General features: G+C 71.3%; 25 protein-coding genes. 7 read left to right on the top strand and 18 right to left on the bottom strand.

Annotation, left to right across the window (positions count from 1 at the left end; genetic code table 11):
* Positions 1-24: 24 nt before the first annotated feature.
* Complete coding sequence (locus AC2D80_RS01050; RefSeq protein ID WP_484631121.1) at positions 25-999, top strand: NADPH:quinone reductase; 975 nt, start codon at positions 25-27, stop codon at positions 997-999.
* A gap of 45 nt (positions 1,000-1,044) precedes the next feature.
* Here AC2D80_RS01050 and modC read toward each other — a convergent pair whose 3' ends face one another.
* From modC to modA, 3 genes are read right to left on the bottom strand one after another with little or no spacing between them, the layout of a single operon-like run.
* Positions 1,045-2,187, bottom strand: coding sequence for a molybdenum ABC transporter ATP-binding protein (gene modC / locus AC2D80_RS01045; RefSeq protein WP_484631120.1), 1,143 nt, complete (start codon positions 2,185-2,187; stop codon positions 1,045-1,047).
* A complete protein-coding gene (modB, locus tag AC2D80_RS01040; protein ID WP_484631119.1) occupies positions 2,184-2,870 on the bottom strand; it encodes a molybdate ABC transporter permease subunit in 687 nt (228 codons plus the stop codon). Before modB ends, modC begins: the two co-directional genes overlap by 4 nt.
* Before the next feature lie 12 nt (positions 2,871-2,882).
* Positions 2,883-3,683, bottom strand: coding sequence for a molybdate ABC transporter substrate-binding protein (modA, locus tag AC2D80_RS01035; protein ID WP_484631118.1), 801 nt, complete (start codon positions 3,681-3,683; stop codon positions 2,883-2,885).
* Between the two features lie 58 nt (positions 3,684-3,741).
* On the opposite strand from modA, the gene AC2D80_RS01030 reads away from it, so the two are divergent.
* The gene (locus tag AC2D80_RS01030; RefSeq protein WP_484631117.1) at positions 3,742-4,512 is read left to right on the top strand and encodes a TOBE domain-containing protein; all 771 of its coding nucleotides are present in this window, start codon (positions 3,742-3,744) and stop codon (positions 4,510-4,512) included.
* Between the two features lie 10 nt (positions 4,513-4,522).
* On the opposite strand, the gene AC2D80_RS01025 is transcribed toward AC2D80_RS01030, so the two are convergent.
* The 9 genes from AC2D80_RS01025 to AC2D80_RS00985 all read right to left on the bottom strand — a co-directional run bounded on the left by AC2D80_RS01025 (position 4,523) and on the right by AC2D80_RS00985 (position 12,750).
* Positions 4,523-6,064 (bottom strand): methyl-accepting chemotaxis protein, encoded by a 1,542-nt coding sequence (locus AC2D80_RS01025; protein WP_484631116.1) that lies wholly within the window; start codon positions 6,062-6,064, stop codon positions 4,523-4,525.
* A 130-nt stretch (positions 6,065-6,194) separates the two neighbouring features.
* Entirely contained in the window at positions 6,195-7,199 is a 1,005-nt protein-coding gene (locus AC2D80_RS01020) for a CapA family protein (RefSeq protein WP_484631115.1), read from the bottom strand.
* The gene (locus tag AC2D80_RS01015) at positions 7,196-7,606 is read right to left on the bottom strand and encodes a hypothetical protein (protein ID WP_484631114.1); all 411 of its coding nucleotides are present in this window, start codon (positions 7,604-7,606) and stop codon (positions 7,196-7,198) included. The genes AC2D80_RS01020 and AC2D80_RS01015 overlap by 4 nt, the downstream gene beginning before the upstream one ends.
* Entirely contained in the window at positions 7,603-8,631 is a 1,029-nt protein-coding gene (gene arsB, locus AC2D80_RS01010; RefSeq protein ID WP_484631113.1) for an ACR3 family arsenite efflux transporter, read from the bottom strand. Before arsB ends, AC2D80_RS01015 begins: the two co-directional genes overlap by 4 nt.
* On the bottom strand, positions 8,631-9,146 hold the full coding sequence (locus tag AC2D80_RS01005) for an arsenate reductase ArsC (RefSeq protein WP_484631112.1): 516 nt from the start codon (positions 9,144-9,146) through the stop codon (positions 8,631-8,633). The genes arsB and AC2D80_RS01005 overlap by 1 nt, the downstream gene beginning before the upstream one ends.
* A 16-nt stretch (positions 9,147-9,162) precedes the next feature.
* The gene (locus AC2D80_RS01000; RefSeq protein WP_484631111.1) at positions 9,163-9,495 is read right to left on the bottom strand and encodes an ArsR/SmtB family transcription factor; all 333 of its coding nucleotides are present in this window, start codon (positions 9,493-9,495) and stop codon (positions 9,163-9,165) included.
* Positions 9,492-10,760: an organoarsenical effux MFS transporter ArsJ gene (arsJ, locus tag AC2D80_RS00995; protein WP_484631110.1), complete on the bottom strand. Its 1,269-nt coding sequence runs from the start codon at positions 10,758-10,760 to the stop codon at positions 9,492-9,494. The genes AC2D80_RS01000 and arsJ overlap by 4 nt, the downstream gene beginning before the upstream one ends.
* A gap of 30 nt (positions 10,761-10,790) precedes the next feature.
* Entirely contained in the window at positions 10,791-11,837 is a 1,047-nt protein-coding gene (locus AC2D80_RS00990) for an ArsJ-associated glyceraldehyde-3-phosphate dehydrogenase (RefSeq protein ID WP_484631109.1), read from the bottom strand.
* Between the two features lie 220 nt (positions 11,838-12,057).
* The gene (locus AC2D80_RS00985) at positions 12,058-12,750 is read right to left on the bottom strand and encodes a type 1 glutamine amidotransferase domain-containing protein (protein WP_484631108.1); all 693 of its coding nucleotides are present in this window, start codon (positions 12,748-12,750) and stop codon (positions 12,058-12,060) included.
* A gap of 115 nt (positions 12,751-12,865) precedes the next feature.
* On the opposite strand from AC2D80_RS00985, the gene AC2D80_RS00980 reads away from it, so the two are divergent.
* Positions 12,866-13,834 carry a LysR family transcriptional regulator gene (locus AC2D80_RS00980; protein WP_484631107.1) on the top strand — a complete coding sequence of 323 codons (969 nt, stop codon included), beginning with the start codon at positions 12,866-12,868 and terminating at the stop codon, positions 13,832-13,834.
* 319 nt (positions 13,835-14,153) lie between these two features.
* Here AC2D80_RS00980 and glmS read toward each other — a convergent pair whose 3' ends face one another.
* On the bottom strand, positions 14,154-16,010 hold the full coding sequence (gene glmS / locus AC2D80_RS00975; protein ID WP_484631106.1) for a glutamine--fructose-6-phosphate transaminase (isomerizing): 1,857 nt from the start codon (positions 16,008-16,010) through the stop codon (positions 14,154-14,156).
* Positions 16,011-16,145: 135 nt separating this feature from the next.
* On the opposite strand from glmS, the gene AC2D80_RS00970 reads away from it, so the two are divergent.
* Together AC2D80_RS00970 and AC2D80_RS00965 are read left to right on the top strand one after the other, a co-directional pair.
* On the top strand, positions 16,146-16,628 hold the full coding sequence (locus AC2D80_RS00970; protein WP_484631105.1) for an Lrp/AsnC family transcriptional regulator: 483 nt from the start codon (positions 16,146-16,148) through the stop codon (positions 16,626-16,628).
* Between the two features lie 158 nt (positions 16,629-16,786).
* Positions 16,787-17,509, top strand: coding sequence for a DUF2726 domain-containing protein (locus AC2D80_RS00965; protein WP_484631104.1), 723 nt, complete (start codon positions 16,787-16,789; stop codon positions 17,507-17,509).
* 10 nt (positions 17,510-17,519) lie between these two features.
* Here AC2D80_RS00965 and glmU read toward each other — a convergent pair whose 3' ends face one another.
* Positions 17,520-18,911 (bottom strand): bifunctional UDP-N-acetylglucosamine diphosphorylase/glucosamine-1-phosphate N-acetyltransferase GlmU, encoded by a 1,392-nt coding sequence (glmU, locus tag AC2D80_RS00960; RefSeq protein WP_484631103.1) that lies wholly within the window; start codon positions 18,909-18,911, stop codon positions 17,520-17,522.
* Between glmU and AC2D80_RS00955 the strand changes: the two genes are divergently transcribed.
* A complete protein-coding gene (locus AC2D80_RS00955; RefSeq protein ID WP_484631102.1) occupies positions 18,910-19,806 on the top strand; it encodes a DUF6279 family lipoprotein in 897 nt (298 codons plus the stop codon). The two genes, glmU and AC2D80_RS00955, sit on opposite strands and share 2 nt — an antisense overlap.
* 12 nt (positions 19,807-19,818) lie before the next feature.
* Here the strand turns inward: AC2D80_RS00955 and AC2D80_RS00950 are convergent, their stop codons facing one another.
* The 4 genes from AC2D80_RS00950 to AC2D80_RS00935 form a co-directional block, all read right to left on the bottom strand.
* Positions 19,819-21,117, bottom strand: a complete 1,299-nt coding sequence (locus tag AC2D80_RS00950) for an SLC13 family permease (protein WP_484631101.1) — start codon at positions 21,115-21,117, stop codon at positions 19,819-19,821.
* An 82-nt stretch (positions 21,118-21,199) separates the two neighbouring features.
* On the bottom strand, positions 21,200-22,180 hold the full coding sequence (locus AC2D80_RS00945) for an MBL fold metallo-hydrolase (RefSeq protein WP_484631100.1): 981 nt from the start codon (positions 22,178-22,180) through the stop codon (positions 21,200-21,202).
* Between the two features lie 66 nt (positions 22,181-22,246).
* Complete coding sequence (locus tag AC2D80_RS00940; protein WP_484631099.1) at positions 22,247-22,849, bottom strand: TetR/AcrR family transcriptional regulator; 603 nt, start codon at positions 22,847-22,849, stop codon at positions 22,247-22,249.
* 87 nt (positions 22,850-22,936) lie between these two features.
* Positions 22,937-23,284 (bottom strand): DUF2917 domain-containing protein, encoded by a 348-nt coding sequence (locus AC2D80_RS00935; RefSeq protein WP_484631098.1) that lies wholly within the window; start codon positions 23,282-23,284, stop codon positions 22,937-22,939.
* Between the two features lie 130 nt (positions 23,285-23,414).
* On the opposite strand from AC2D80_RS00935, the gene AC2D80_RS00930 reads away from it, so the two are divergent.
* Positions 23,415-24,449 carry a LysR substrate-binding domain-containing protein gene (locus AC2D80_RS00930; protein WP_484631097.1) on the top strand — a complete coding sequence of 345 codons (1,035 nt, stop codon included), beginning with the start codon at positions 23,415-23,417 and terminating at the stop codon, positions 24,447-24,449.
* Positions 24,450-24,482: the final 33 nt, after the last annotated feature.

Raw genomic sequence — 24,482 nt, 5'->3', positions numbered from 1 at the left:
GGCGTCCATCCCCAAGGAGACCGCATGCACGCCGCCTGGTACGAACGCAATGGCAGCGCCCGCGAGGTGCTGCAGCTCGGCACCCTGCCGACGCCGGAACCCGCCGCCGGTGAGGTGCGGGTGCGGCTGCACGCCTCCGGGGTGAACCCCTCCGACGTGAAGTCGCGCACTCGCCGGCCGCTGGCCGGGCCGCGCGTGATTCCCCACAGCGACGGCGCGGGGGTGATCGAGGCGGTGGGTCCGGGCGTCGCGGCCGACCGCGTGGGCGAGCGGGTGTGGGTGTGGAACGGCCAGTGGCAGCGCCCCCACGGCACCGCGGCGACCCACATTGCCCTGCCGGCCGGTCAGGCCGTGGCGCTGCCGGCGGCGGTGTCGTTCGACGAGGGTGCCTGCCTCGGCATCCCGGCCCTCACGGCACTGCAGGCGGTGCGCCTGGCGGCGCTGCAGCCGGGCGACACGGTGCTGGTCACCGGCGCGGGCAACGCGGTGGGCCATTACGTGACGCAGCTCGCCGCGCGGGCCGGGGCACGGGTGATCGGGACGGCGGGTGCCGCAGCGCGGCAGGCCGCCGCCCGAGAGGCCGGGGCCCACGCGGTGATCGACCGGCGCAGCGACGTGGCCGCGGCCGTGAAGGACCTCACCGGCGGGCGCGGCGCGGACGCGGTGATCGACATGGATTTCAGCGGCACCGCGCCGCTGCTGGCGCACGGTGTGCTGCGCGCCCACGGCCGGCTGATCGGTTACGGCTCGAACGAGCCGGGCACGGTGGGCGTGGACTTCCGCACCCTGCTCTTCCAGAGCCTCACGCTGCGGTTCTTTGTGGTGTACGAACTCACCCCGGCCGACCGGGGGGCGGTGATCGGCGCGCTGCAGGACCTGCTGGCGGCGGGCGCGCTGCGCCACCGGGTGGGCGCGGTGATGCCGCTGGCCGACATCGCGGCCGCGCACGAGGCGGTCGAGTCCAGCGCGGTGGTGGGGCAGGTGGTGTTGCGGCCCTGAGCCGCGGCGATCGCCGCCCCATTACCGCACGCTTCGGGGCACGCCTCACGGGACCAGGGCGACCGACTTCACCTGCGCCCACACGGCCGCGCCGGGGCCGATCTCGAGCTGGTGCAGGGCACGGCGCGTCACCCGCGCCAGCAGCGCCGGGCCGGCGGCGTCGTGGCCGGGGACCTCCTGCCGTGGTGTCTGCAATCGCAGCCGCACCAGGGCCTGCGCGGGGTGGGCGTCGTCGCCCACCGCCTCGACCACCGCGGGCAGGCTGTTCTGGATGCTGCTGTCGTGCGGCCGCTGCCGCGCGAGGCTGACGTCGCGCGCCAGCACGCGCAGCCGCACCGCGCGACCCAGTGGCACGGCCGGGCCCGGATCGCGCAGCCAGACGGTGTGTTCGCCCACGGCCACCTGGGCCAGATGCCAGCGGGGGTCGCGGCCGGCGAGCGCACCGTGCAGCAACACGCCGGCGTCCTCGCCCACCACCACCGGCGTCTGCACCGACGCCAACACCTCGGCCACCGGGCCGCTGGCGCGCACCGCGCCGTCGCCCAGCACCACGAGGTGGCTGGCCAGCCGGGCCAGCTCGTCGGCCGAGTGGGTGACGTAGAGCATGGGCAGGCGCAGCTCGTCGCGCAGGCGCTCCAGCCACGGCAGGATGTCCTGGCGGCGGGCGTGGTCGAGTGCGGCCAGCGGCTCGTCGAGCAGCAGCAGGCGCGGCCGCGTGGCCAGCGCGCGGGCGATCGCCACGCGCTGCCGTTCGCCGCCGGACAGCGCGGCCGGTCGCCGCGCGAGCAGGTGGCCGATGCCCAAGAGCTCGATGGCCTGCTCCAGCGCGGCCTCGCCGCCGGGCGCCTTCACCCGGCGCAGGCCATAGCGCAGGTTGCCCGCCACGCTGAGGTGGTCAAACAGGCTCGCCTCCTGGAACACATAGCCCAGCGGCCGCTGCCAGGTGGGCACGAACACACCGCGGGCATCGTCCTGCCACACGGCGTCGCCCAGCGCGATGCGCGCCCCGGGCACGCGCTCCAGCCCGGCGACCGCGCGCAGCAGCGTGGTCTTGCCCGAGCCGGACGGTCCGAACAGCACGGTGATGCCGGCGCCGGGCAGCGCCAAGTCCGCGCGCAGCCGGAACGCGCCACGCGGCCAGTCGAGCGCCACACGGATCGGCGCGTCGGCGGCACCGGCCTGCGTCATGGCAGCACCCGCTCGCTGCGCCGGCGCAGCCGCGCGAGCAGCAACAGCACGGTGAAGGCCAGCACCACCATGCCCGCGGCCAGCGTGTGGGCGGCGCCGTACTCCATGGCTTCCACGTGGCCGTAGATCTGGGTGGAGACCACGCGCGTCTCGCCCGGGATGTTGCCGCCCACCATCAACACCACGCCGAACTCGCCCAGCGTGTGGGCAAAGGTCAGCACGGCGGCGGTGAGCAGACCGGGCCAGGCTTGCGGCAGCGCGACGGTGAAGAACGCGTCCAGCGGCCGGGCGCGCAGCGTGGCGGCCACCTCCAGCGGGCGCCGACCCAGCGACTCAAAGGCGTGCTGGATGGGCTGCACGGCGAACGGCAGCGAGGCGATGACCGAGGCCACCAGCAGGCCACTGAAATGAAAGGTCAGCGTGCCCCAGCCCAGCGCTTCGGTGACCTGCCCGACCCAGCCGCGCGGCCCCATGACCACCAGCAGGTAAAAGCCCAGTACCGTGGGCGGCAACACGAGCGGCAGCGTGACCAGCGCGTTCACCGGCGCCCGCCAGCGCGAGGCCGTCTGCGACAGCCACCAGGCCAGCGGCGTAGCCAGCAGCAGGAGCACCGCCGTGGTGGCCAGCGCGAGTTGCAGCGACAGCGCGATGGCGGCGGCGGCGGACGGATCGAGGGCGGGCATGGCAGGTGCGGCTCAGCGGTCGTAGCCCGCGGCATCGATGATGGCCCGGGCGGCGGGACCGCGCAGGTAGTCCAGCAGCGCGATCGCCGCCGGCTGGCCGGCGCCGGCCTTGAGCAGCACCGCGTCCTGCTTCAGCGGGGTGTGCAGCTCGGCCGGGACGAGCCAGCCCGAGCCGCTGGCGATGCGACCCTCGCGCGCCACCTGGGCCCAGGCCACAAAACCCATCACCGCGTTACCCGAGGCCACAAACTGGTGCGCCTGCGCGATGTTTTCGCCCATCACCAGCCGCGGGGCCAGCGCCGCGCGCACGCCCAGCCGCTCCATCACCTCCAGCGCCGCCGCCCCGTAGGGCGCGAGCTTGGGTTCGGCGATCGCCACCCGGCCCGGCGGAGGCGCCTGCAAGACCGCGCCGCGCGCGTCGACCAGGCCGGGCGCGGCGCTCCACAGCGCCAGCCGGCCCAGCGCGTAGGTGAAGCGGGTGCCCGCGACCGCCAGGCCCTCGCGCTCCAGCCGGGCGGGCGTTTCGTCGTCGGCCGAGAGGAACACCTGAAACGGCGCGCCGTGGGCAATCTGCGCGTAGAAGCGACCGGTCGACCCCACCGCCACCACCGCCCGGTGGCCGGTGTCCCGCTCGAAAGCGGCCGCGATCTGCTGCATGGGCGCCGCGAAATTCGCCGCCACCGCCACCCGGACCCCCGCCGGCTGGGCGAACGCGGGGGCGACCGGCGCGACCAGCGTGGCCGCCGCCCGCGCGAGCCACCGGCGGCGCGTCGCCACGCCCGCCGCGGGGAACAGTCCAAAGAAGGGGTTCATCCAGCGCTATTCAAGAACAGAATAGCGAGTGTAGCAACCGACCCCGAGCCGCCGCGCCATGAACCAACCCGCCCTGCCCCCCGCCCTGGCCGACGCGCTGGGCCACGCCGCCAGCGACCGCCGCCTTGAGGTGCTGCGCCGCCTCGCCGCCTGCGGCTCCATCTCCCAGGCCGCGCGCGACGGAGGCATCAGCTACAAGGCCGCGTGGCAGGCGATCGACACGCTGGGCAACCTCGCCGGCACGCCGGTGGTGACCACCGCCGTGGGTGGCAGCGGGGGCGGCGGCGCGCGGCTCACGCCGGCCGGCGAACGGCTGCTGGCCGCGGCCGACGCGCTGGCGCGGGCGCGGGGAGATGTGCTGGCGCGGCTCGGCGCCGGCGCGGCCATGGCCACGACCGGGCTGCGCACCAGCCTGCGCAACCAGTTGCCCGCCAAGGTGGTGGCGTGGCGCCGCACCAGCGGCTTCGTCACGGTGACGCTGGCGCTGGGGGGCGGGCAGGCGCTGACGGCGCGCATCACCCGCGAGAGCACCGAACTGCTCGGGCTCGCCCCGGGCCGGTCGGTGCTGGCGCTGTTCAAGGCCACCGCGGTGCGGATCGAGCCGGCCACGGCCGGCACCGGGTCGCTCGCGTCCGGACCGGACGCCAACCGCCTGAGCGGCGCCGTCGTGCGGGCCTCGCGCGCGGCCGGTGGCGGGGAGTGCAGCCTGGCGTTGCCCGGCGGGTTGCGGGTGGTCGGCTTCGCCCCAGCGGGCCACGGGCTGCGGGCTGGCGCGGCCGCGCGGGCGGTGGTGGACGAGGCTGCCGTGGTGGTGGGTCTGGCGGACTGAGCCACCCGGCTCAGCGGAACACGCCGATCGCCTCGGCCAGCCGCTCCGCGCGCTGGCTCAGCGACGCCGACGCGGCGGTGGACTGCTCCACCAGCGCCGCGTTCTGCTGCGTCATCTGATCGAGCTGGGTGACTGCGGCGTTGACCTGGCCGATGCCGGTGGTCTGCTCGCCGGTGGCGCGGCTGATCTCCTGGATCATGTGCGAAACCGCCTGCGTCTCGCGCAGGATGGACTCCATCGCCGCGCCGGCCCGCTGGGCCAGCGCCGCACCGCTGTCCACCCGGTCGGTGCTCTCGGTGATGAGCTGTTTGATTTCCTTGGCCGCCTGCGCGCTGCGCTGCGCCAAGTTGCGCACCTCGCCGGCCACCACCGCAAAGCCGCGGCCCTGTTCGCCGGCGCGCGCGGCTTCCACCGCGGCGTTGAGCGCCAGGATGTTGGTCTGGAAGGCAATCCCGTCGATCACGCCGATGATGTCGGTGATGCGGCGGGCGCTGGCGCTGATCTCGCCCATCGTGCCCACCACGTCGGTCACCACGCGGCCGCCCTCTCCCGCGGCCTGGCTGGCCGACGCGGCCATGCGCGCGGCCTCCGCGGCCGTCTGGCTGGTGCTGTTGACGGTGCTGGTCATTTCTTCCATGGAAGCCGCGGTCTCTTGCAGGTTCGAGGCGGCCTGCTCGGTGCGGCCGCTGAGGTCCTGGTTGCCGGCGGCGATCTCGCGGCTGGCGGCGGTCACGCCACCCACCTGCGCCGCCACATCGTCGAGCAGGGCCCGCAGGTTCAGGCCGGCCTGGTTGATCGTGCGCTGCAACAGGCCGATCTCATCCACGCGATCGAGCGCGCTGGCGCGGTTGGGCTGGCCGGCCGCCACGGCCTGCGCCTGCGCCAGCACCCGTTCCAGCGGCCGCACCAGCTCCCACTCAATCCAGCCGGCCAGCAGCGCCAGCAGGGCACCCATCGGCGCGCCCAGCATCCACAGATCGGCCCACCCGTGCAGCGTCACCCCCAGACCCACCGTGAGCAGCCCGAGCAAGGCCATCGGCACGTACAGGCGGGTGCGTAGCGACGCGACCTGGCCCCAAGAGCGCCACGACATCAGCCCGCGGCGCACGATCAGGCCCTTGTGGAAAGCGAGGTTGCCCTGGGTGCCGGCGACAAAGCGGGCGTACAGGGCTTCGGCGGCCTGCACCTCGTCGCGCTCGGGCTTGGTCCGCACCGACATGTAGCCGGCCAGCTGGCCGTTGCGCACGATCGGGGTGGCGTTGGCGCGGACCCAGTAGTGGTCGCCGTCCTTGCGGCGGTTTTTCACCAGCGCGGTCCAGCTCTGACCGGCCTTGAGGGTGGCCCACATGTCGGCAAACGCGTCGCGCGGCATGTCGGGGTGACGCACCAGGTTGTGCGGCTGCCCCATGAGCTCGTCGCGGGTGAAGCCGCTGACCGCGAGGAAGGACTCGTTCGCGTAGCGCACGTGGCTTTGCGCGTCGGTGGTGGACAACAGCGTGGCGTCGTCCGGGAAGTGGAATTCGCGCTGGGTGACGGGCAGGTTCTGACGCATGGCGGCCTCCGGGGAGCTGTGAGCGCAGGATCGGCCCGCTGATCTTTGTCTTGAACAGAAATCGACAAAAGGCGGAAAAGCACCACATTCACCCACCACAGGGGCGATACGTCATGGACAAATGGCCGCCTCAGCAGGCACCGCTGCCGGGACGGGGCGCGGGGTCGCCGCGACGGGCGCACCAGCCCGGCTCGCTCGGGTGTGGCAGCGGCAGGCCTTCGCGGTCGAGCAACACCGGGTGCACCCGCCAGGCGCGCACGCCGTCGCGGTCAAGCTCGAGCCGGAGCAGCCAGCCGGTGTTGTGCACCGGGTCGGTGAAGCCGTCGAACACGAAGTTGCCCAGGCTGTAAAAGATGGGCCGGCCGCGGTGGATTTCGATGTCCTGCGTGACGTGGGGATGACCGCCGACCACCGCGTCGGCGCCGGCCTCGATCAGGCGCCGGGCCAGCGCGCGCTGCCCGGGCCGCGCGACGGTTTCATATTCCCAGCCCCAGTGCAGCACCGGGATCACCAGATCGGCGCGGTGCTGCTCGCGCGCGCGGCGGATATCGCGCCGCAGGTCGGGCTCGTCGATCCAGGCGATGCCGGGGCGGTCCACGTCGGCCTGGAACGAGCGGGGGAAGAAGTCGTTGTACGCGAGCAGCGCCAGCCGCAGGCCGCGGCGCTCGACGATCAGCGGCTCGTGGGCCTCGGCCAGCGTGCGGCCGGCGCCGAAGCGGCCGATGCGGTGGCGGTCGAGCAGGTCCAGCGTTTGCGCCAGCGCCGCCGGGCCGTAGTCGCCGGCGTGGTTGTTGGCCAGGCCCACCGCGTCGATGTGGCGCCGCAGCACCGGCAGCACCCGCGGGTGCGCGCGGAAGGTGTAGGGCTTGTCGGGCAGCGGCGCGCCGGTGGTGGCGACGATGGATTCGAGGTTGGCCACCCGCAGGTCGGCGTCGCGCAGCCAGTGGGCCACGCGGGCGAACGGGTCGCGGCCCTGCCGGACCACGCGCCCGGGCGTGTCGTCGAGCATCACGTCGCCCACGAACACCACCGACACCGGCGGCGCGGCGGCATCCGGCGCCGGGCCCTGCGCGTGGACCGCGGCCGCGCCGGCGAGCCACAGCGCCACCAGCCAGACCGTGGCGCGCGGCGTCATGGCGCTACCTCCAGCAGCCGGCACTCATAGGCGAAGCGCCGCTCGCGCACGGGCGAATACAGCCACTGCAGCCCGGTGAGCGACGGCGCGTCCGCCGGCGCGGGCCGGGCGGCGCGGTAGCTCGCCTGCTGCAGCGGCACGGGCCCGGTCTCACCCACCCACTGCACCAGCACCCGCGCGACCACCGCGCCGGGCGCGTCGTCGTCGGACACCAGCCAGGCCCTGAAGCGGAAATGCCGGTTCACGGCAACCGGCGCCACGCGATAAGGGTCATCGGTGAGTCGGGCCTCGACCACGCGGTGCTCACCCGTGCTCTCGATGTCGCAGCGCAGCAGCGGCGCGGCCTGGGCGGGCGACAGCCCGAGCGCGAGCCCGGCCAGCGCCGCGGCGCACACCCCCCGGCTCATGCGGCCTGCCCCGCCTCGGCGGCCGGGCGCCATCGATTGACCAGGGCCACCAAAGACAGCATGACCGGCACCTCCACGAGCACCCCCACGACCGTCGCCAGCGCGGCCCCCGAGTGCAGACCAAACAGGGAAATCGCCACCGCCACCGCCAACTCGAAGAAATTGGACGTGCCGATCAGGCACGCCGGGCCCGCCACCGCGTGGGGCAAGCGAAGCCAGCGGGCGGCCCACCAGCCGAGAAAAAAGATGCCGTAGGTCTGGATCAGCAGCGGCACCGCGATCATGGCCATGGCCGCCGGTTGCGCGATGAGGGCGTCGGCCTGCAAGCCGAACAACAGCACGACCGTCCCCAGCAGGCCCAGCACCGACCAGGGCTTGACCCGGTCCAGCCACGCGCGCAGGGCGGTCTCGCCGCGGCGCAGCAGCCAGCGCCGGGTCAGCACACCGGCCACCAGCGGCAACACCACATACAACACCGTCGACAGCAGCAGCGTGTTCCAGGGCACGACCACGTCGGTGACGCCGAGCAGGAAAGCCGCGAGGGGCGCAAACGCGACCACCATCACCAGGTCGTTGACCGAGACCTGCACCAGGGTGTAGTTGGGGTCGCCGCGGACGAGCTGGCTCCACACAAACACCATGGCAGTACAAGGCGCCACGCCGAGCAGGATCATCCCCGCGATGTATTCGCGGGCGGTCTGTGGGTCCAGCCAGGGCGCGAAGAGGTGCTCGAAAAAGAGCACGCCCAGCGCGGCCATGGTGAACGGCTTGACGAGCCAGTTGATCACCAGCGTGAGCGCGAGGCCGCGGGGTCGCCGCCCGACGTCGCGCACCGCCGCCCAGTCGATCTGCACCATCATGGGATAGATCATTACCCAGATGAGCACCGCCACCAGCAGGTTCACGTGGGCCCATTCCCAGGCAGCCACCACGCCGAACGCCGCCGGCACCTGCCGGCCCAGCAGCACGCCGGCGGCCATCGCCAGACCGACCCACAGGCTGAGCCAGCGCTCGAAGCGGCCCATCAGGCGTCCGCGCCCGCGGCGCGCGCCCGGCCGATGCGGCGCAGTTCGTCCTGCAGCGCCAGACGGTCGAGCTTGTCCAGCGGCAAGGCAAGGAACAGGGCCACGCGCCGGCTCAACACCAGCATCGCCTCCTGGAAGGCCTGTCGACGCTGGTCTTCGTCGCCCTGGGCCGCCGCCGGGTCTTCGACACCCCAGTGCGCCGCGATGGGCTGGCCCGGCCAGACAGGGCACACCTCGCCGGCCGCCTTGTCGCACACGGTCAGCACGAAATCCATCACCGGCGCCTGCGGCCCGGCGAACTCATCCCAGCGCTTGCTGCGCAGGCCGCTGGTGTCGTAGCGGTGACGGGCCAGGAGCTCCAGCGTCAACGGGTGCGGCGCGCCCGCGGGGTGGCTCCCCGCGCTGAAGGCGCGAAAACGGGGACGACCGAGGTGGTTCATCAGCGCCTCGGCCATGAGGCTGCGCGCGGAATTGCCGGTGCAGATGAACAGGACGTTGTAGGTGCGGGGAGTCATGGGGTCTCCGGTGGGATCAACAGGTCTGGCACACGGCCGGCAGGCTGACCGGCTCGCCACAGGGCTGGCCGCCACAGCAGTGTTCGGTGAGATAGCCCAGCAGGGCATTCATGCGCGCAAAGTCGGCCCGGTAGATCAGGTGCCGACCGTCGCGCTGCTGCGTCAGCAGGCCGGCGTGGCAGAGCGTGCGCAGGTGAAATGACAGGGTGTTCGGGGCCGCCCCCACCCGCTCGCCCAGCGATCCGGCGGTCAGACCGTCAGGCCCGGCCTGCACAAGGGCGCGAAAGATGCGCAGCCGGGTGTCCTGCGCGAGCGCGCCCAGCGCCGCCACCGCGTCCATCTCGTTCATGGCCGGCTCCCGGCGACGGGCAGGGCCGCCGGGCCGTCGGTGTCGCGCACGGTCGGCAGCCGCCAGGTGATGACCCAGCACAGGGCCAGCATCAAGGCCGATCCACCCAGCACCGCCACCAGCCCGCCCGCCTGATACAGCAGCCCGGAGAGCAGCGTGCCCAGGAAGCGGCCCAGCGCGTTGGCCGCGTAATAGAAGCCCACGTCCTCCGCCGCCTTTTCGCTGCCGGCGTAGGCCAGCACCAGGTAGGAGTGGACCGAGGAATTCACCGCGAAGGCCACGCCAAACACCGCCAGACCTCCCACCACCACCCACGGCAGGTGCGGCACACCGGCCAGCACCGCCGCCGCCAGCGCCGCCGGCACGAGCGCCAGGGCGGCCGACCAGGCGCGCGCGGCCGGCACCTCGCGGCTCAGGCCGTCGTCGCTGCGCCGCACGATCTGCGGCGCGAGCGCCTGCAACGCGCCGTAGCCGATGGTCCACGCGGCCAGAAAGCCGCCGACCATGGTGAAGGTCCAGCCCTGGGCGTACAGAAACACCGGCACGCCGACCACAAACCACACATCGCGCGCCCCGAACAGCGCCACCCGGGCCGCGGCCAGCGCGTTGATGCCGGCGTTCTTGGCAAACAGTTCCTTCGCCGAGGACGACGCCTTGCTCTTGCCCATCAGCCGCGGCAGCGCCGCGACCACGCCCAGCAACACCACGCCCAGCAAGGCCGCCATCAGCCACAGCGCGCCGCGAAAGCCCAGCGTCTGCAGCAGCACACCGCCCAGAAAGAAGCCGACGCCCTTCATGGCGTTTTTGCTGCCGGTGAACCAGGCCACCCACTGGAAGAGCTGGCTGCCGGCCGCGCCGTCCTCGCGCGCCTGCGCGGCGGTGACCTTGATCGCCGATTTGCTGGCGGTCTTGGTCAGATCCTTCGCCACGCCACACACGCCCTGCGCCACCACCACCCAGGCCACGGCCGCCGCCGCTGTCCAGCCCGGGTCGAGGAAAGACAGCAGCGTGAAGCCGGCGATCTGCGTGACCAGGCCCACGGTGAGCATGCGGGTGATGCCGTGGCGCGTGGCGAGCCAGCCCCCCACGAGGTTGGCCACGATGCCGGCCGCCTCGTACAGCAGGAAAAGGAAGGCGAGCGTGAAGGGCGAATAACCCAGCTGGTGGAAATGCAGCAGCACCAGCATGCGCAGCGCGCCGTCGGTGAGCGTGAAGCCCCAGTAAGCGGCCGTGACGATGGCGTAGTGGCGGACAGCGGCGTTCATGACAGCAGCATGCAGGAAGCGGCGGGCGCGTCAGATGCCGACGGCGTTGAGGTGGCAGGCCAGATCGACCATGCGGCAGGCGTAACCCATCTCGTTGTCGTACCAGGCGTACACCTTGAGCAGCGTGCCATCGGTCACCAGCGTGGAAGGCGCGTCCACGATGCTCGACCGGGTGTCGCGGGCGTAGTCGGCGCTCACCAGCGGGCGGGTCTCAAATCCCAGGATGCCCTGCAGCGGCCCGGCCTTCGCAGCCGCTTCGAACAGCGCATTCACCTCCTCGGCGGTGGTGGCGCGCTGCAACTCGAACACGCAGTCGGTGAGCGAGGCGTTGAGCACCGGGGCGCGCACGGCGTGGCCGTTGAGCTTGCCCTTGAGCTCCGGGTAGATCAGCGCGATGGCGGTGGCGCTGCCGGTGGTCGTGGGCGCCAGGCTGGCCATGGCGCTGCGGGCGCGGCGCAGGTCCTTGTGCGGGGCGTCGACCACCACGTTCGTGTTGGTCGGGTCGTGGATCGTGGTGATCTGGCCGTGGCGGATGCCGATCGACTCGTGCACCACCTTCACCACCGGCGCCAGGCAGTTGGTGGTGCAGCTCGCGGCGGTGACGATGCGGTCGCGCGCCGGGTCGTAGCGGTCGTGGTTCACGCCGACCACCACGTTCAGCACCCCCCCGGTCTTCACGGGCGCGGCCACGATCACGCGCTTCGCGCCACGGTCGAGGTGCCCCTGCAAGGTCTCGGGCGTGAGGAACTTGCCGGTGCACTCCAGCACCACATCCACCCCCAGTTCGCCCCACGGAATGTCGCCCGGCGCCGCGTGGGCGGAGAAGCCCAGGCGCTGGTCATTGATGCGCAGCGCGGTCTCGCCATCGGCGCCAATGTCCGCACGCCAGCGACCCTGCACCGTGTCAAAGGCCAGCAAGTGCGCCGTGGCCGCCACGCCACCCTTGATCTCGTTGACGTGGACCACCCGCAGCCGGTTGCCCGCCCGCGGATCGTCCGCCGGCCGCTCCGCCGCCCCCAGGGCCGCCCGCAGCGCCAGCCGCCCGATGCGTCCCATGCCGTTGATGCCGATGTTCATGCGATTCTCCAAAGCCTTGTTGTTTTCAGACACGTCCTGCTGGGGCGCTCGAAAAACTTCCACATTTCGACAATTATGGAAATGTATGTGACAAGGACGTGAAACGGGCTGACCCCTCCCGGCGGTCGGATGAAACACGGCCGGCCCGTCGGGCCGACAACGCCCGACGCCCAGCGCCCCACGATCAACTTGACTCACAGCCCGGAGATGCTCGCCGTGCTCATGCGGTCCGCATCGCCTTGAGCAGCTCTTGCGCCACCAGGTGCGACGACTGCGGGTTCTGCCCGGTGATCAACTGGCCGTCGCGGATCGCAAAGGCTTGCCAGTTGCCCGTGCCCTCGAAGCGCCCACCCAGTTCGCGCAGGCGCGTCTCCAGCATGAAGGGAACCACCTTCTCCAGGCCCACGGCCACTTCCTCGGCGTCGGTGAACGAGTTGACGCGCAGGTCCTTCACGATGGATTGGCCATCAGGACGCTTTGCCGTGACGAGGCCCGCCGCACCATGGCAAACCGCAGCGATCAGCTTCTTCGCCTCGAAGGCACGCTCGACGGCACGGGTCACGCCAGCGTCGACAGGCAGGTCCCACATCGTGCCGTGGCCACCCGGGAAGAACACGGCGTCGAACTCGGCGCCATCGAACTCCGAGGCCTTGGGCGTTGCGGCAATGCGCGCTTGCAGCGCGGTATCGGCCAGGAATCGCTCGACCACCAGGTCGTTCTGGCCAACCGGCTTGACGCTGCCCGGGTCGATGGGGGCGGGGCCGCCGGCCGGCGAAGCCAGCGTCACCTCGACGCCGGCATCGGCCAGCGCGTAGTACGGCACCGCCAATTCTTCAGCCCACAGGCCAGTGGGCTTGCCGGTGTCACCCATGCGGGCGTTGGAGGTGACGATCATCAGGATGCGGGAAGTCATGAGGTTTCCTTTGGGAGTTGCCGCGCCACCGTGGCGCGATGGGAAGGACTGTATTGATTCGATCGAATCTCATAAACTGAACCCGAAGAACTTCATTAATTACAGTGATGAACAAATGACGCGGACCTTCGACCCCGTGCAACTGGGCAGCATCGAATTGTTCTGCAAGGCCGCCGAACTGGGCAGCTTCACCGGTGCTGCCGAGTCGCTTGGCCTGACGCCAGCGTCGGTGAGCCGCTCGATCAGCCGCTTGGAAACGCGCCTGGGGGTGCGTCTGTTCAACCGCACCACACGCAGCGTGCGGCTCACGCCGGGAGGCGAGCTTTACCACGCGCAGTGCCAGCAGGCACTCGAGCAGATCGCCGAGGCCGAACGCGCGCTGACCGGACAGCAGGCCGAGCCCAAGGGGCTGGTGCGTGTAAGCGTAGGCACGGTGTACGGCCACCACCGCGTGGTGCCGATGCTGCCCGGCTTCATGGCCGCGTACCCCGGCGTGGAGGTCGAGCTCAATGTCTCCAATCGCAACGTCGACTTCGTCGAGGACGGGTACGACCTGGCCATCCGCCTGGGCGAGCCACGGGACTCGCGTCTGGTATCCCGCAAGCTGGAGGAGGCCACCGTAGGCATCTTCGGCTCACCGGCGTACCTGCGCCGGCGCGGCAAACCCAGGACACTGGACGAGTTGCGCCAGCACGACCTGATCCAGTTCGTGGTGCCCAGCTCGGGCCGGCCGATGCCCTGGATCCTGCGCACCCCCGAGGGCGAGGACATCGACTTCGGCTTCAAGAGCCGACAGCGCGTGCACGAGGACGTGCTGGCCGGCGTGGGCTGGGCGGCCGCGGGCGGCGGGCTGTTCCAGATCTACCACTTCGTCGCCCGCGAGGCGGTGAAGGCCGGCCACCTGGTCGAGGTGATGCAGGGCCACAGTGGCCGATCCCGGCCCTTTCATGTGCTCTACCCCCAGAACCGGCACCTGTCGGCACGGGTGCGTGCCTTTGTGCAGCATCTGGCCGAGACCGTTGCCGTCGGGGAGGACGGCTTGTGGCCGAGTCGAGCCAAGAACACCGGCAGATTGGGCGCCTGAAACCGGCCAGTCGCAGGCGCTTCTCGACGAGAACTGAGAGCGCATCATGAAAGACCGGTTGTCGCTGAAAGCTGCCCGCCAAGGTCTCAGCACCGAACACCCGCAAGTTCTGCAGAGTTGCCTTCCAAGCGCCGTACCGACTCAGCAATCAGTTGGAGCAGTTCCGCTCTGTGGGATCTGGAAGCATCTGGCAAGTCTTGGAGGAAACGTAACCTGTCGGTAGCGACTGATTGCAGTTTTTGGTGGAGTTTCCGGCAGCGCTGTTTTCTTCCGACGGACCTCACTTTTCAGGTTCACCGAGGCGAAGGAAGGCGCCGCCTCACTCCACCGTCACGCTCTTGGCCAGGTTGCGCGGCTTGTCCACGTCGGTGCCTTTGGCCAGCGCGGTGTGGTACGCCAGCAGCTGCAGCGGCACCACGTGGAGCAGCGGGCTGAGGGCGCCGTAGTGCTCCGGCATGCGGATGACGTGAATGCCGTCGCCGCTGGCGATGCGGGTGTCGGCGTCGGCGAGCACGTAGAGCACGCCGCCGCGGGCGCGCACTTCCTGCATGTTGCTCTTGAGCTTTTCCAGCAGCGCATCGTTCGGCGCCACCGTGACCACGGGCATCGCACTGGTCACCAGCGCGAGCGGGCCGTGCTTGAGTTCGCCGGCCGGGTAGGCCTCGGCGTGGATGTAGCTGATTTCCTTCAGCTTGAGCGCGCCTTCCAGCGCGATCGGGTAGTGCAGACCACGGCCGAGGAAGAGCGCGTTGTCCATGCGGGCGAAATCGTCGGCCCAGCCGATGACCTGCGGCTCCAGCGCGAGCACGGCCTGCAGCGCGGCGGGCAGGTGGCGCATCGCCTTGAGGTGGGCGGCCTCGTCGGCCTCGCTGAGATGACCGCGCACCTGGGCCAGCGCCAGCGTGAGCAGGAACAGGCCGGCGAGCTGGGTGGTGAATGCCTTGGTGGAGGCCACACCGATTTCCACGCCCGCGCGGGTGATGTAGGCGAGCTTGCACTCGCGCACCATGGCGCTGGTGGCCACGTTGCAGATGGTCAGGGTCTCGTGCATGCCCAGGCTTTGGGCGTGGCGCAGGGCGGCCAGGGTGTCGGCGGTTTCGCCGCTCTGGCTGATGGTGACGACCAGCGTGCGCGGGTCCGGCACGCTGGTGCGGTAGCGGTATTCGCTGGCCACCTCGACCTGCGTGGGAATGCGGGCGATGGATTCGAGCCAGTACTTGGCGGCGCAGCCGCTGTAGTAGCTGGTGCCGCAGGCCAGGATGAGCACGCGGTCGATGGCCTTGAAGCTGCGGTAGGCGCCGTCGCCGAACAGTTCGGGCGTGATGCCGGCGATGCCTTCGAGGGTGTCGGCGATGGCGCGCGGCTGCTCGAAGATTTCCTTCTGCATGTAGTGGCGGTAGGGCCCCAGCTCGGCCGCGCCGCTGTGGGCATGCACCGTGCGCACGGGGCGGTCGGTGGCCTCCAGCGTGCGGCCATCCCGGCCCGCCACCCAGTAGCGCCCGGGCTGCAGGTCCACGAGGTCGCCCTCCTCCAGGTACACGATCTGGTCGGTCACGCCCGCCAGCGCCATGGCATCGCTGGCCAGGAAATGCTCGGCGCCGCCGGCGCCCACGCCCAGCACCAGCGGCGAGCCGGCGCGCGCACCGACCACGCGGTGCGGCTCGTCGCGGTGGAACACGGCCAGCGCGTAGGCGCCGTGCAGCTGGGCCACCGCAGCGCGCAGCGCCTGGAACACGTCGCCGTCGTACAGGGAGTCGATCAGGTGGGCGATGACCTCGGTGTCGGTCTGGCTCTCAAACACGTAGCCGCGCGCGGTGAGGTCGGCCCGCAGTTCGTCGTGGTTTTCGATGATGCCGTTGTGCACCAGCGCCACGCGGCCGGCCGCGCCCGGCGCGGCCTTCGGACCCGCGCTGAAATGGGGGTGGGCGTTGTGCACGGCGGGCGCACCGTGGGTGGCCCAGCGGGTGTGCGCGATGCCGGTGCCGCTGGCGATCGCCTCCGTCTGCACCTGCGTCGCCAGTTCAGCCACCCGCGCGGTGCTGCGCGCGCGCCGCAACCCGCCGGCGTGGACCGCCACGCCGCAGGAGTCGTAGCCCCGGTATTCCAGCCGCTGCAAGCCCTGCACCAGCACCGGCACGATGTCGCGCCCCGCCACGCCCGCCACGATTCCGCACATGTCCGCCTCCGTTGGATTGAATCGGCCGCATCGTAGGCAGGACCCGGCGAATTTATCGGTCGACTTTCAATGACTTTCAACTGAAAATTTCATCTCTCTGAATTGATAATCTAAAAAATCAAAGTGCGCAGCTTTATGGAATCTTTTGTCATTGACGACGCCGACCGACGCCTGCTCGACTTGCTGCAAACCGACGCCGCCCGCAGCAACCAGGCGCTGGCCGAGGCCGCGCACCTCTCGCCACCGACCTGCCTGCGCCGCGTGAAGCGGCTGCGTGCGCTGGGCCTGATCGAGCGGGAGGTGGCGCTGCTGTCGCCCGAGCGGCTCGCGCAGGCGACCGGCCATGGATTGACCGCGCTGGTGGAGGTGACGCTGGAGCGCCAGGGGGCGGAGGCGCTGGAGGCGTTCGAGGCGCGCGTGGTGCCCGAGGCGGCGGTGCAGCAGTGCTGGCGCGTCAGCCCGGGGCCGGATTTCGTGCTGGTGGTGCACGTGAGCGACATGCCGGCCTACCTCGCGCTGACGCAGCGGCTCTTCACGGCGGACGCCAACGTGCGAAACCTGAAGGCATTTTTCAGCACCAAGCGAAGCAAGTTCGAGCCACGCCTGCCGGTGCGCTGAGCACCCATCGGTACTCATCCACCCCCGCCGGTTGATACAAACCACACAGCGCGGCGCGTTTTCTGCATACCCGGGTGTTCCCTTGGGCCACGCGCCGGGGAGGCCTCTCTACAATCCGGTGTCAGACAAAAGCAACAACGCGTATCAGGAGGTTACCAATGAACATGATGTGGGTCGGCATCGGCATCGCGGTGGTGCTGGTGGTGCTGTGTGTGCTGCTGTTTCAGCGGTACGTGCGCCGGCAGGACGACGGCCGCGACGACCGCTACGCCCCCGAGCGCATCCTCTCCGCCCAGCAGGTGAGCATGCTCGACTACCTGCACGACACCTTCCCCGGTCAGGTCGTGCTGCCCAACGTGGGGCTGCGGCAGATGCTGTCGGTGCGCCGCGCCGTGGACAAAAAGACCGCCAAGGAGCGTCTGGCCGACCTGTCGGTGGACTTCGTGGTCTGCGCACCGGACGGGCGCCCCACCTTCGCCTTCGACATCGAGCGCCACCACCTGGCCAACGCCGAGGCCCGCACCGATGCGGTCAAGCGCAAGAACCGCATGCTGCGCACCGCGGGCGTGCGTTTTGTGTTCCTCAAGGACGGCATCCACCGCATGCCCTCGCCCGCCGATTTCCGCGCCCAGCTCAACCTGGCGGAGTTGCCCAAGCCCAAGGCCGGCGCCGAGGTGCCGTCGCGCAAGCTCAGCGAGGCCGACCGCGACAGCGTGTTGAAGGACCTGGAAAGCCAGCTCTCCGGCTTTGACCACCTGTACAGCGGCAACACCGGTTTCCGCGACTCGGAGGTGATGGGCCTGTCCGGTCTGATGGACCTCGACCCGGACGCCGAGCGCCGCTCCACGCGCGGCGACTCGCGCCACGGCGTGCTGCGCTGAGTGGGGGCGCTCAGCCCTTCGGCGCCTTGGCCGGGCGCTGCCAGTTCGGGATCACCACCTGTTTGCCCCGAGCCACCGCCAGCGAGCCCGGCGGTGTGTCCTTGGTGATGGTGGAGCCACCACCCACCGTGCCACCCGCGCCGATCGTCACCGGCGCCACCAGCACGCAGTTGCTGCCCACATGGACGTCGGCCTCGATGACGGTGCGGTGCTTGTTGGCGCCGTCGTAGTTGGCCGTGATGCTGCCCGCGCCGTAATTGACCCGCTCCCCGACCGTGGCATCGCCAAGGTAGGCCAGGTGGTTGGCCTTGGCGCCGGCGGCCAGCGTGCTGTTCTTCACCTCGACGAAATTGCCGATGTGCACCTGCGCGCCCAGCTGCGCGCCGGGGCGCAGCCGCGCAAACGGCCCGACCAGCGCGCCCGGTCCCACCTGCACCCCGGCGCGCTCGCCGTCGATGTGGGTGAACGGGTGGATGACCGCGCCCGACTCGATGCGGGCGTTGGCGATCACGCAGTTCGCGCCGATGCGCACGCCGTCGCCCAGCGAGACGGCGCCTTCGAACACGCAGTTCACATCGATTTCCACATCCGCACCGCAGGTCAGCGTGCCGCGCACGTCGAGCCGCGCCGGGTCGGCCAGCCGCACGCCGTCGGCCATCAGATCCTCGGCCAGCCGGCGCTGGTGCGCCCGCTCCAGCTCGGCGAGCTGCGCCGGGCTGTTCACGCCGGCCACCTGCACCGCATCCGCGATGCGGTGGGCGACCACCGCGGCGCCATCGGCGACCGCGAACTTCACCACGTCGGTCAGGTAGTACTCGCCCTGGGCGTTGCGGTTGTCCAGCCGCGCCAGCCAGCCGCGCAGCAGGCGCGTGGGCACCGCCATGATGCCGCTGTAGATCTCGGTGATGGCGCGCTGGGCTTCGGTGGCGTCTTTGTGTTCCACGATGGCCTGCACCCCCCCGTCGGCGCCACGCACGATGCGGCCGTAGCCGGTGGGGTCGGGCAATTCCAGCGTGAGCAGCGCCAGGCGCTCACCGCCGCAGGCGTCGAGCAGGGCCTGCAGCGTGTCGGCGCGGGTCAGCGGCACATCGCCGGACAGCACGAGGGTCACGCCGTCGTCCGGCAACACCGGCACGGCCTGCTGCACGGCGTGGCCGGTGCCGAGTTGCGGTGACTGGCGCACAAAACGCAGCTCACCACCGGCTGGCGCGCTCAGGCCCGCCTCCACCGCCTCGGCGCCGTGGCCGGTGATCACCACCACCTGCCGGGCGGATAACCGCGCGGCGCAGTCGATCACGTGCTGGGCCAGTGCACGACCGGCCAGCCGGTGCAACACTTTGGGCAGGCTGCTCTTCATCCGCGTGCCTTTGCCGGCCGCCATGACCACCACGTCCAACGCCATGTCCCCTCCTCCGGTGAATGCCCGGCGCCGCGCCGGGTGGCGCCGGATTATCGCCCGCACCCTGCTGGCGATCGGCGTGTCCGCCGCGCTGGCGGCCTGCACCGTCGCGCGCCTGGCCTACCCCCAGGCGCCGCACCTGGCGGTGTGGTGGATCGACGGCTACGCCGACCTCGACGACGCGCAGGGTGCGGCCCTGCACACCGAACTGGATGCGCTGTGGCGCTGGCACCGCCAGCAGGAATTGCCGCGCTGGGCCGCGCTGCTGCGCGAGTGGCAGGCGCTGGCGCCCGGGGCCTTGAGTGGCGAGCAGGTCTGCCGCCAGTTCGACGGCGTGCGGGAGCGGCTGGACGCGCTGGGTGAACGCGCCGTGCCGTCGCTGGCCCGCCTGGCCACGCAACTCACGGCCGAGCAGCAGCAGCACCTCGCGCGCCGCCAGTCGCGCAGCAACCGCGACTTTGCCCGCGACTTCCTGCGGGGCGACGAGACCGCGCGGCTGGAGCGGCGCACCGAACAGGCGGTGGAGCGCTACGAGCGCCTCTACGGGCGCCTGAGCGCCGCGCAGCGCGCGCTGGTGCGCGAGCAACTCCGGGCCAGCCCGTTCGATCCCGCCCGCACCCAGGCCGAACGCGAACGGCGCCAGGCCGACCTGCGCGACACCGTCGCCCGCGCGCAGGCCGACCCCGCGCAGGCCGAGGCACTCGTGCGGGCGCACCTCGCCCGCTTCACCGATTCACCCACGCCGGGCTACAACGAGCACCTGCAGGCCCTGTTGCGCCACGGCTGCGCAATGGCCGCGGCCGTGCACAACAGCGCCTCGCCGGCGCAGCGGGCACACGCGCTCGGCGTGCTCAAGGGCTACGAGGACGACGCGCGGCAACTGGCCCAGGGGCGGTGACCGCGGTCAGCCTCAGGCCACCCACCACGCCACCCCCGCCAGCGACAGCAGCGTGACCGGCACGCCGGTGCGGGCGTGGGTCCGCCAGTCGATCACGACACCCTGCGCGCGCGCCAGGTCGGCCACGATCAGGTTGGCGATGGAGCCGACCAGCAGCAGGTTGCCCGCAAAGGTGGTCACCAGCGCCAGCGTCACCCCGGCCTGCTCCCCCGCCAGGTGCGGCAACAGCAGCATCACCGCCGGCACGTTCGACACCAGGTTGGAGAGCACCGTGCCCACCACCAGCAGCGTGGACGGTTCGCCCAGCACGACGCCGCGCGCGCCCAGCCAGGCCACCGCCTCGTGGGCCACGCCGGTGGCCGCGAACGCGTGGTTGACGACGAACAGGCCCATGAACAACACGAGCAGTGGCCAGTCCACCAGCCGCATGAACGCCGGGCTCGCCAGCCGCCGGCTCAACAGCAGCACCGCCGCCCCCACCAGCGCAGCCACCTCGTGCGGGCCGTCGGTGAACAGGAACACCCCCATCAGCGCGCCCGCCACCCCCAGGCCCTTGGCGGTCTGCCAGGCGTCAAAGGGCGGCTCATCGGGCAAGTTTCCCGGCGTGTGTTCCGGCGATCCCCCCGGAAAGCCCACGGCCGGATCGCCGGTCCCACCCGCAGTCGCTGGCCGGTCCGCCACCACCGGCTGGCCCGGCGCAAAGGCCACCCAGGCCCACAAGACGATCAGCCCCACCAGCACCGGCACCGCCGCCGCGCGGGCGTAGGCCGCGAACGGCAGCTGCATCACCGAGCCGATCAGCATGTTCTGCGGGTTGCCGATCAGCGTGGCGGCCGAGCCGATGTTGGCGCTGCAAGCGAGTGCCAGGAGAAACGGCACCGGGTGCCAGCCCCGGCGCAGGCACAGGCGCACCACCACCGGCGTCATCGCCAGACACACCACGTCGTTGGAAAACACCGCCGACAAGCCCGCCGACACCGCGATCAGCGCGGCCAGCAAGGCAGCCCGCCCGACCGGCAAGACGCCCACGCGGCGCGTGACCGCGGCGTAGAAGCCGCCCAGGCGCATCTGGGCCGAGATCACCATGAAGGCAAACAGCAGCAGGATGGTCGGCAGGTCGATCGCGCGCGCCGCCTCGGCCACCGGCATGCCGGTGATGGCAATCACCGCGATCGCGCCCAGCAAGGCCACGCCCGAGCGGTCCAGCTTCAGCCGCGGCAGCCCGCCGAGGAACATGCCGAGGTAGACAACGCCAAAGACGGCGATCACCGCCCAGTCGGTCAGGGCGTGCTGCAAGGGGTTGGGGGACATGGGACGCGCATGGTAGAGGCTGCGGCCCCAGACGCCAAAAAACCGCCCGAAGGCGGCTGGCGGCGGGCAAGGCGACCGGCGCTCAGGCCTGCAGCGCGTCCCACATGGCCTTGTCGCGCTCGGCGGTCCAGATGCGCGGGTGCTTGATGCCGCTGGCCTCGTCGTAGGCGCGGCTCACGTCGAAGGGCAGGCAATGCTCGTAGATGAACACATGGCCGAACAGCGGGTCCATGCGCTGGCGGGTGTGGGCCATGGCCGCCTTGAGGTCCATGCCGGCGGCCGCCGCCTCGCGGGCGGACTCGAACAGCGTGGTGACCCAGCGCTGCGTGTAGTCGAGGGCCTTGTTGACGTTGTCGTGCCCAACCATGGCCTCGCCCCGACCGGGCACGATGGCGCGGGCGTTGAGCGCGCGCAGGGCTTCCAGCGTGGCCGGCCATTCGGCGAGCTGGGCGTCGCCGGTGTAGACGCCGGCCTCGTACTCCACGAGGTCGCCGCTGAACAACACGCCCTCTTCCTCCACCCAGGCAATGGTGTCGCCCTTGGTGTGGCCCTGGCCGGGGTGCCAGATCTGCACCTTCACGCCGCCCAGGTCGAGCTCGATCGATCCCTGGCGGCCCGGGGTGCCGTCGCCCACGACCAGCGTCGGCCAGGTCAGGCCCGGCACGGTGTCGGCGCCGCGGAACAGGCGCGGAAAACGCTCCATTTCGCTTTTCATGTCCTGCGCGCCGCGCTCCACGATCAGCTCGTGGGTGCCGCGGCTGGCGATGATTTCGGTGGCGCCTTCCGGGATGAAGGCGCTGGCGCCCAGCACCCGCACGGCGTGGTAGTGGGTGAGCAGCACGTACTTGATCGGCTTGTCGCTGATGGCGCGGATGCGCCGGATCAGGTCCTGCGCCATGGCCGGCGTGGCGGTGGTGTCGCTGACCAGGATGTAGCGCTCACCGATGATGACGCCGGAGTTCGGATCGCCTTCGGCCGTGTAGGCCCAGCAGTGGGCGCTGAGTTGCTCGAAGCTGATCTTTTTGTCCTGCAGGTCGGCCTGCGAGGCGAAGGCTTTGCTCATGGCGGTCTCCGGTGATGGGTCGGCGATTTTACCTAACCGAAATGAATTTCACATGGGTAAATCACGTCAACCGCCGGCCAGCCCACCCTCCAGCACCCGGATCACCTCGTCGGCGAAGCCGGCGTAGCTCATCGGCCCGCCGGGGCGCAGCCAGGTGAAGGTCCAGTTGATCATGCCGAACAGCATCATCGTGATCGCGGTCTGGTTGACCGGCGTGATGCGGTCCGGGTAGGCGCGGCGCAGAAAGCGGGTGAAGGCGGAGACCACGTCGCGCTGGCGGTTGAGGATCAGCTCGCGCTGTGCCTCGCCGAGGAACTTGGTGTCGGAGACCAGCGCCACGTGGCGGGTGGCCGAGGTTTCGTATTCGGCCAGGAAACTGCGCACCAGCCCGTGCAGCGCGGCGCGCTCGCTGAGGTTGTGGCGCTGGGCGTGCGCCTCGGACTCGCCGATCAGGGCCAGCAGCCGCTGCGTGTAGCGATCCAGCAGGTCGAACAGGATCGCTTCCTTGCTCTCGTAGTAGTGATAGAGCCGGGCTTTGCTGGTGCCGCAGGCGGCGGCGATGTCGTTCATGCTGGCGGCCGGAAAACTCTGGCGCGCGAAGCATTGCGCCGCCACGTCGAGGATCTGGTCGCGCTTGAGATCGTGAGAGGCGGACTTGGGGCGGGCCATTCGGCGATTCTGCCAGCGGGCCCGCCCGCAGGGGCCCCGCGCGGCGGGCGTGGGCTGGGTTCAGCCGGCGCAGGGCGTGGGCTGGGTTTAGCCGGCGCAGGGCGCCGGGGCCGCCGTACCCAGCCAGGCCGGGCGCCGCCGCCACAGGCGGGTCCAGGCGTCGGCGCAGGGCGTGGCGGCGGTCCAGACGAAGCGCACGGCCCGCGGCGCGGCGCGCGAGGCCGGCTCGATCACAAGGTGGGCCCCCGCCGGCACCGCCAGCCATTCGCCGGGGCCCACGAACACGTCGCCGGCGGCGGTGCCGGTGATCCAGGCCTGGCCACCCAGCACGGTGAGTCGACCCGCGCAGGCCGGGCGCAGGCTGCGCGCCGTGCCGGGCGCGACCACGGCGCCCTGGCGGGCGCTGGTTGATGCGGATGCGGAATCGATGAACATGTTGATCTCCGGTGCGGGAGACGGCGTCTCCGGGGGGCCATATTCCGCCTGCAGGGGCTGGTCCGTCCAATGAAAGCGGGTTAGCCTACTGATTCGTTGCCCGCATCAATGCTTCCGTGCACCCGCCGCCATGAACCTGCCCGCCCGCCACCCCCGCACCCGGCCCATCGGCATGGGCCACCTGCGCGCCTTCGAGGCCGTGGCCCGCCACCTGAACTTCCGCGCCGCGGCCGAGGAGCTGTCGCTCACGCAAAGCGCGGTGAGCCGGCAGATCCAGTCGCTGGAAGACGAAGTCGGCACCGCGCTGTTCCTGCGCCACACCCGGGCGGTCGAACTCACCACCGCCGGCACGCAGCTGCTGAGGGCCACCGGCGTGGCGCTGGACCGGGTGGATGGCGCGGTGCGACACATCCGCCAGTCGATCGGCCGCCGCGGCGTGGCCATCACCACCTGGGCGTCGTTCGCCTCGATGTGGCTGATCCCCCGGATGGAGGATTTCCAGCGCGAACACCCCGACATCGACATCCGGATCGACGCCAGCGACGCGGCGGTGGACCTGGCCACCGCCGACGTGGACCTCGCGCTGCGCTATGCCGTGCCGGGTGCGGTGGGCGCGGGCGCGCAACGCCTGTTCGGCGAGCAGCTCACGCCGGTGGCCAGCCCCTGGCTGCTGCAGGGCACGCCGATCACCCGCGTGGAAGACCTGGCGCGCTGCGCGCTCATCGAGGCCGGCGACGCCCACCGCACGCGGCACCTGGAATGGCTCACCTGGCAACGCTGGTTCGACACCTTCGCGCCCGGCGACGCGCCGGCCCCGGGGGCGCGCAGCGCACGGCCCGCGCGCGCGCGCACGCGCCTGGCGCCGCAGCGCTGGCTGTACTTCAACTACGCGCACCAGATCGTGCAGGCAGCGCTCACCGGGCAGGGCGTGGCGCTGGCGCGGCTGCCGCTGGTGGCCGAGAGCCTGGCCAGCGGCGCCCTGGTGGAGCCGCTGCCGCGCCACCGGCTGGACTCACCGCTGGCGTACTGGCTGATGGTCGCCCCCCGCAGCGCCGCGCGACCGGAGGTGCGCGCCTTCTGCGACTGGCTGCTGCGCCAGGCGGCCATCACGCGCGACGCCATCGGCGACGTGCCCGACCCCGACACGGTGGACCAGCTGGACTGATCGCCGGTGGTCCCGCCCGCGGCCCGCCGCGCT

The sequence above is a fragment of the Hydrogenophaga sp. T66 genome (assembly GCF_057219855.1).
This window is presented reverse-complemented; position numbering and strand designations above follow the sequence as displayed.

Coding starts and splice junctions, on each gene's coding strand:
- AC2D80_RS01050 (WP_484631121.1), top strand. CDS start 25: ATGCACGCCGCCTGGTACGAACGCAATGGCAGCGCCCGCGAGGTGCTG.
- modC (WP_484631120.1), bottom strand. CDS start 2,187: ATGACGCAGGCCGGTGCCGCCGACGCGCCGATCCGTGTGGCGCTCGAC.
- modB (WP_484631119.1), bottom strand. CDS start 2,870: ATGCCCGCCCTCGATCCGTCCGCCGCCGCCGCCATCGCGCTGTCGCTG.
- modA (WP_484631118.1), bottom strand. CDS start 3,683: ATGAACCCCTTCTTTGGACTGTTCCCCGCGGCGGGCGTGGCGACGCGC.
- AC2D80_RS01030 (WP_484631117.1), top strand. CDS start 3,742: ATGAACCAACCCGCCCTGCCCCCCGCCCTGGCCGACGCGCTGGGCCAC.
- AC2D80_RS01025 (WP_484631116.1), bottom strand. CDS start 6,064: ATGCGTCAGAACCTGCCCGTCACCCAGCGCGAATTCCACTTCCCGGAC.
- AC2D80_RS01020 (WP_484631115.1), bottom strand. CDS start 7,199: ATGACGCCGCGCGCCACGGTCTGGCTGGTGGCGCTGTGGCTCGCCGGC.
- AC2D80_RS01015 (WP_484631114.1), bottom strand. CDS start 7,606: ATGAGCCGGGGGGTGTGCGCCGCGGCGCTGGCCGGGCTCGCGCTCGGG.
- arsB (WP_484631113.1), bottom strand. CDS start 8,631: ATGGGCCGCTTCGAGCGCTGGCTCAGCCTGTGGGTCGGTCTGGCGATG.
- AC2D80_RS01005 (WP_484631112.1), bottom strand. CDS start 9,146: ATGACTCCCCGCACCTACAACGTCCTGTTCATCTGCACCGGCAATTCC.
- AC2D80_RS01000 (WP_484631111.1), bottom strand. CDS start 9,495: ATGAACGAGATGGACGCGGTGGCGGCGCTGGGCGCGCTCGCGCAGGAC.
- arsJ (WP_484631110.1), bottom strand. CDS start 10,760: ATGAACGCCGCTGTCCGCCACTACGCCATCGTCACGGCCGCTTACTGG.
- AC2D80_RS00990 (WP_484631109.1), bottom strand. CDS start 11,837: ATGAACATCGGCATCAACGGCATGGGACGCATCGGGCGGCTGGCGCTG.
- AC2D80_RS00985 (WP_484631108.1), bottom strand. CDS start 12,750: ATGACTTCCCGCATCCTGATGATCGTCACCTCCAACGCCCGCATGGGT.
- AC2D80_RS00980 (WP_484631107.1), top strand. CDS start 12,866: ATGACGCGGACCTTCGACCCCGTGCAACTGGGCAGCATCGAATTGTTC.
- glmS (WP_484631106.1), bottom strand. CDS start 16,010: ATGTGCGGAATCGTGGCGGGCGTGGCGGGGCGCGACATCGTGCCGGTG.
- AC2D80_RS00970 (WP_484631105.1), top strand. CDS start 16,146: ATGGAATCTTTTGTCATTGACGACGCCGACCGACGCCTGCTCGACTTG.
- AC2D80_RS00965 (WP_484631104.1), top strand. CDS start 16,787: ATGAACATGATGTGGGTCGGCATCGGCATCGCGGTGGTGCTGGTGGTG.
- AC2D80_RS00955 (WP_484631102.1), top strand. CDS start 18,910: ATGTCCCCTCCTCCGGTGAATGCCCGGCGCCGCGCCGGGTGGCGCCGG.
- glmU (WP_484631103.1), bottom strand. CDS start 18,911: ATGGCGTTGGACGTGGTGGTCATGGCGGCCGGCAAAGGCACGCGGATG.
- AC2D80_RS00950 (WP_484631101.1), bottom strand. CDS start 21,117: ATGTCCCCCAACCCCTTGCAGCACGCCCTGACCGACTGGGCGGTGATC.
- AC2D80_RS00945 (WP_484631100.1), bottom strand. CDS start 22,180: ATGAGCAAAGCCTTCGCCTCGCAGGCCGACCTGCAGGACAAAAAGATC.
- AC2D80_RS00940 (WP_484631099.1), bottom strand. CDS start 22,849: ATGGCCCGCCCCAAGTCCGCCTCTCACGATCTCAAGCGCGACCAGATC.
- AC2D80_RS00935 (WP_484631098.1), bottom strand. CDS start 23,284: ATGTTCATCGATTCCGCATCCGCATCAACCAGCGCCCGCCAGGGCGCC.
- AC2D80_RS00930 (WP_484631097.1), top strand. CDS start 23,415: ATGAACCTGCCCGCCCGCCACCCCCGCACCCGGCCCATCGGCATGGGC.